Raw genomic sequence first — 5,531 nt, forward strand, 5'->3', positions numbered from 1 at the left:
ATCGCAAAAAAGTAGTTGACGCGATGAACTAACTGCTACATAATCTCGTTTCTCTGCTGCTGACGAACACAACGATTCGCAGCGATGCAAACAGCGCCAGGCGCGTTTGATGCAGATGATCTTTAAAAATTAACAGCCGATAAGCGTGGGCGTTTAATGAAGTGCGACAGAACTTCGGTTCTGGAAACTTTAAATATTAAATGCTCACAAGAAATATAGGTAAGATCGCAAGAAATTACCTGTCAGTATTTTGAGAGAGCGATGCCCTTCGGGGTAGCCAGAAATGGCACAAAACAGAGATTAAACTAAAGAGTTTGATCCTGGCTCAGATTGAACGCTGGCGGCATGCCTTACACATGCAAGTCGAACGGCAGCATAGGAGCTTGCTCCTGATGGCGAGTGGCGAACGGGTGAGTAATATATCGGAACGTGCCCTAGAGTGGGGGATAACTAGTCGAAAGACTAGCTAATACCGCATACGATCTACGGATGAAAGTGGGGGATCGCAAGACCTCATGCTCCTGGAGCGGCCGATATCTGATTAGCTAGTTGGTGGGGTAAAAGCTCACCAAGGCGACGATCAGTAGCTGGTCTGAGAGGACGACCAGCCACACTGGGACTGAGACACGGCCCAGACTCCTACGGGAGGCAGCAGTGGGGAATTTTGGACAATGGGGGCAACCCTGATCCAGCAATGCCGCGTGAGTGAAGAAGGCCTTCGGGTTGTAAAGCTCTTTTGTCAGGGAAGAAACGGTTCTGGATAATACCTGGAGCTAATGACGGTACCTGAAGAATAAGCACCGGCTAACTACGTGCCAGCAGCCGCGGTAATACGTAGGGTGCAAGCGTTAATCGGAATTACTGGGCGTAAAGCGTGCGCAGGCGGTTGTGTAAGTCAGATGTGAAATCCCCGGGCTCAACCTGGGAATTGCATTTGAGACTGCACGGCTAGAGTGTGTCAGAGGGGGGTAGAATTCCACGTGTAGCAGTGAAATGCGTAGATATGTGGAGGAATACCGATGGCGAAGGCAGCCCCCTGGGATAACACTGACGCTCATGCACGAAAGCGTGGGGAGCAAACAGGATTAGATACCCTGGTAGTCCACGCCCTAAACGATGTCTACTAGTTGTCGGGTCTTAATTGACTTGGTAACGCAGCTAACGCGTGAAGTAGACCGCCTGGGGAGTACGGTCGCAAGATTAAAACTCAAAGGAATTGACGGGGACCCGCACAAGCGGTGGATGATGTGGATTAATTCGATGCAACGCGAAAAACCTTACCTACCCTTGACATGGATGGAATCCTGAAGAGATTTGGGAGTGCTCGAAAGAGAACCATCACACAGGTGCTGCATGGCTGTCGTCAGCTCGTGTCGTGAGATGTTGGGTTAAGTCCCGCAACGAGCGCAACCCTTGTCATTAGTTGCTACGAAAGGGCACTCTAATGAGACTGCCGGTGACAAACCGGAGGAAGGTGGGGATGACGTCAAGTCCTCATGGCCCTTATGGGTAGGGCTTCACACGTCATACAATGGTACATACAGAGGGCCGCCAACCCGCGAGGGGGAGCTAATCCCAGAAAGTGTATCGTAGTCCGGATTGGAGTCTGCAACTCGACTCCATGAAGTTGGAATCGCTAGTAATCGCGGATCAGCATGTCGCGGTGAATACGTTCCCGGGTCTTGTACACACCGCCCGTCACACCATGGGAGCGGGTTTTACCAGAAGTGGGTAGCCTAACCGTAAGGAGGGCGCTCACCACGGTAGGATTCGTGACTGGGGTGAAGTCGTAACAAGGTAGCCGTATCGGAAGGTGCGGCTGGATCACCTCCTTTCTAGAGTGCGCACGAAGTTAAGCGTCCACACTTATCGGCTGTAAATTAAGAACAGTTATTTGGTGAAGCACGGTCAACTGGCACAACGCCACTGACTGGCTACTGATACTGATCCAAGCGGGTCTGTAGCTCAGCTGGTTAGAGCACCGTGTTGATAACGCGGGGGTCGTTGGTTCGAGCCCAACCAGACCCACCAAGGTTTCGGGGGTTTAGCTCAGCTGGGAGAGCACCTGCTTTGCAAGCAGGGGGTCGTCGGTTCGATCCCGTCAACCTCCACCAGAAATATCAAACCTAAGTCAGCGTCCAAAGCGAGACGTTGTGATTTAGGTTTGGTCTTTTACGATCAATGGCTGTTTTTGTTCTTTAACAATCTGGAAGAAGTAAAGATTCATTTAAACGATCGCCAGGACTTCGGTTCTTGCGAAAGTAAAAATGGGTGTGATTGTATCAATCAAAGTATTACGAAGTGATCTTAGCAATTAGAAGACTTACTTTGGAATACGGCAAACGCTAAAACTCAACGCTTCATATAACGCTCTTGCAAAAGAGGCTAACGTTATAGGAACAAGCGAATAAGTGCACATGGTGGATGCCTTGGCGATTACAGGCGATGAAGGACGTAGTAGCTTGCGATAAGCTGCGGGGAGCTGGCAAACAAGCTTTGATCCGCAGATTTCCGAATGGGGAAACCCGGCCGTAAGGTCATCGTTATCTGAATACATAGGGTAACGAAGCGAACGTGGCGAACTGAAACATCTAAGTAGCTACAGGAAAAGAAATCAACCGAGATTCCCAAAGTAGTGGCGAGCGAAATGGGATCAGCCTGCAAGATTTAGCATCAACGATAGCAAAACGGAATGGAAAGTCCGGCCATAGTGGGTGATAGCCCCGTATGCGAAATCGATGGTGTGGAACTAGGCTTGCGACAAGTAGGGCGGGACACGTGAAATCCTGTCTGAACATGGGGGGACCATCCTCCAAGGCTAAATACTCGTAATCGACCGATAGTGAACCAGTACCGTGAGGGAAAGGCGAAAAGAACCCCGGAAGGGGAGTGAAATAGATCCTGAAACCGTGTGCATACAAACAGTAGGAGCCCTGTAAGGGGTGACTGCGTACCTTTTGTATAATGGGTCAGCGACTTACATTCAGTGGCAAGCTTAACCGAATAGGGAAGGCGTAGAGAAATCGAGTCCGAATAGGGCGTTCAGTCGCTGGGTGTAGACCCGAAACCAAGTGATCTATCCATGGCCAGGTTGAAGGTGCGGTAACACGCACTGGAGGACCGAACCCACTAATGTTGAAAAATTAGGGGATGAGCTGTGGATAGGGGTGAAAGGCTAAACAAACTTGGAAATAGCTGGTTCTCTCCGAAAACTATTTAGGTAGTGCCTCAAGTATCACCATCGGGGGTAGAGCACTGTTATGGCTAGGGGGTCATCGCGACTTACCAAACCATTGCAAACTCCGAATACCGATGAGTGCGAGCTTGGGAGACAGACGCCGGGTGCTAACGTCCGACGTCAAGAGGGAAACAACCCAGACCGCCAGCTAAGGTCCCAAAGATTGGCTAAGTGGAAAACGAAGTGGGAAGGCTAAAACAGTCAGGAGGTTGGCTTAGAAGCAGCCATCCTTTAAAGAAAGCGTAATAGCTCACTGATCGAGTCGTCCTGCGCGGAAGATGTAACGGGGCTAAGCCAGTCACCGAAGCTGCGGATATCCGTAAGGATATGGTAGGAGAGCGTTCTGTAAGCCTGTGAAGGTGTCTTGTAAAGGATGCTGGAGGTATCAGAAGTGCGAATGCTGACATGAGTAGCGATAATGCGGGTGAAAAGCCCGCACGCCGTAAGCCCAAGGTTTCCTGTTCAACGTTCATCGGAGCAGGGTGAGTCGGCCCCTAAGGCGAGGCAGAGATGCGTAGCTGATGGGAAGCAGGTTAATATTCCTGCACCGTCGTTAGATGCGATGGGGGGACGGATCGCGGAAGGTTGTCCGGGTGTTGGAAGTCCCGGTTCTTGTATCGAAGAAGGCTGTTAGGCAAATCCGGCAGCGTAATTCAAGGGTATGAGACGAGCGAACTTGTTCGCGAAGCAATCGGAAGTGGTTCCAAGAAAAGCCTCTAAGCTTCAGTCTAACGAGACCGTACCGCAAACCGACACAGGTGGGCGAGATGAGTATTCTAAGGCGCTTGAGAGAACTCGGGAGAAGGAACTCGGCAAATTGGTACCGTAACTTCGGGATAAGGTACGCCCAAGTAGTTTGACTGGCCTGCGCCAGAAGGACAAAAGGGTTGCAATAAAATGGTGGCTGCGACTGTTTAATAAAAACACAGCACTCTGCAAACACGAAAGTGGACGTATAGGGTGTGACGCCTGCCCGGTGCTGGAAGATTAAATGATGGGGTGCAAGCTCTTGATTGAAGTCCCAGTAAACGGCGGCCGTAACTATAACGGTCCTAAGGTAGCGAAATTCCTTGTCGGGTAAGTTCCGACCTGCACGAATGGCGTAACGATGGCCACACTGTCTCCTCCCGAGACTCAGCGAAGTTGAAATGTTTGTGATGATGCAATCTACCCGCGGCTAGACGGAAAGACCCCATGAACCTTTACTGTAGCTTTGCATTGGACTTTGAACCAATCTGTGTAGGATAGGTGGGAGGCTTTGAAGTAGGGACGCTAGTCTCTATGGAGCCAACCTTGAAATACCACCCTGGTTTGTTTGAGGTTCTAACCTTGGTCCGTTATCCGGATCGGGGACAGTGCATGGTAGGCAGTTTGACTGGGGCGGTCTCCTCCCAAAGTGTAACGGAGGAGTTCGAAGGTACGCTAGGTACGGTCGGACATCGTGCTAATAGTGCAATGGCATAAGCGTGCTTAACTGCGAGACTGACAAGTCGAGCAGGTACGAAAGTAGGACATAGTGATCCGGTGGTTCTGTATGGAAGGGCCATCGCTCAACGGATAAAAGGTACTCTGGGGATAACAGGCTGATTCCTCCCAAGAGTTCATATCGACGGGGGAGTTTGGCACCTCGATGTCGGCTCATCACATCCTGGGGCTGTAGCCGGTCCCAAGGGTATGGCTGTTCGCCATTTAAAGTGGTACGTGAGCTGGGTTTAAAACGTCGTGAGACAGTTTGGTCCCTATCTGCCGTGGGCGTTGGAAGTTTGAAGGGGGCTGCTCCTAGTACGAGAGGACCGGAGTGGACGAACCTCTGGTGTATCGGTTGTCACGCCAGTGGCATTGCCGAGTAGCTAAGTTCGGAAGAGATAACCGCTGAAAGCATCTAAGCGGGAAACTCGCCTTGAGATGAGACTTCCCGGGAACTAGATTCCCCTAAAGGGTCGTTCGAGACCAGGACGTTGATAGGTCAGGTGTGGAAGCGCAGTAATGCGTTAAGCTAACTGATACTAATTGCCCGTGCGGCTTGTTCCTATAACATTAGCTCTGTTATAGACGAGTTGAGCATATATTGTGTTTGCCCTAGTGCATCACACCCCAGAATCTAATTACTTCTTCCAGTTTGAGTTGCTTGCTGCTCCGTTCGAGAGCAAGGAACTATACAAGTTATGCCTGATGACTATAGCAAGTTGGTACCACCCCTTCCCATCCCGAACAGGACCGTGAAACGACTTCGCGCCGATGATAGTGCTGCAACCAGTGTGAAAGTAGGTCATCGTCAGGCTTGTTACTCCCA

General features: G+C 50.6%; 2 tRNA genes and 3 rRNA genes. All 5 read left to right on the forward strand.

The annotated features are described in order from the left end of the window. The first annotated feature begins 302 nt into the window (after positions 1-302). The 5 genes from HBH1_RS24630 (at position 303) to rrf (ending at position 5,519) form a co-directional block, all read left to right on the forward strand. Positions 303-1,835: ribosomal RNA gene (locus tag HBH1_RS24630) — 16S ribosomal RNA — on the forward strand. A 119-nt stretch (positions 1,836-1,954) separates the two neighbouring features. Continuing rightward, positions 1,955-2,031: transfer RNA gene (locus tag HBH1_RS24635), tRNA-Ile, on the forward strand. A gap of 7 nt (positions 2,032-2,038) precedes the next feature. Continuing rightward, positions 2,039-2,114: transfer RNA gene (locus tag HBH1_RS24640), tRNA-Ala, on the forward strand. A 283-nt stretch (positions 2,115-2,397) separates the two neighbouring features. Continuing rightward, positions 2,398-5,269: ribosomal RNA gene (locus HBH1_RS24645) — 23S ribosomal RNA — on the forward strand. A gap of 137 nt (positions 5,270-5,406) precedes the next feature. Continuing rightward, positions 5,407-5,519: ribosomal RNA gene (gene rrf / locus HBH1_RS24650) — 5S ribosomal RNA — on the forward strand. The 16S, 23S and 5S rRNA genes sit together here with 2 tRNA genes alongside, the layout of an rRNA operon. Positions 5,520-5,531: the final 12 nt, after the last annotated feature.

This window comes from Herbaspirillum sp. BH-1, assembly GCF_002870055.1.
Lineage (GTDB): Bacteria > Pseudomonadota > Gammaproteobacteria > Burkholderiales > Burkholderiaceae_D > Herbaspirillum > Herbaspirillum frisingense.